The sequence below is a fragment of the Micrococcus sp. CS26 genome, assembly GCF_055522295.1.
The window spans coordinates 1-330 of sequence record NZ_JBVFVY010000071.1 but is presented as its reverse complement, the minus strand read 5'-3'; the positions used below and the strand labels follow the sequence as shown (position 1 = coordinate 330).

General features: G+C 69.1%; 1 pseudogene. It reads left to right on the top strand.

What is annotated here, in order from left to right:
* A pseudogene (locus ACZ1IK_RS11255) lies at positions 1–330 on the top strand (IS110 family transposase); the annotation flags it as partial.

The window sequence follows — 330 nt, the reverse complement described above, 5'->3', positions numbered from 1 at the left end:
AGCCCGCCGTCGTCGCGGCAAGTCCGACCCCCTCGACGCCCACCAGGCAGCGGTCGCTGTCCTCGCAGGAACGGACACCGCGATCCCAAAGTCTGGTGATGGCGCGGTCGAGTCGATGCGGATCCTCCTCGCAGAGCGGCGCTCGGCGGCCAAGGCCAGAGCGCAAGTGATGAACCAGATCCACGCGCTGCTGATCACCGCACCCGAGCTCGTGCGACAGGCGTTCCGCGCTCTCAGCGGGCAGCGTCTGGTGAACACGCTCGCCAAGACTCGGCCCGGAACAATCACGTCCCCCGATCCCGCGGTCGTCGCCCGGCAGACACTGCGACG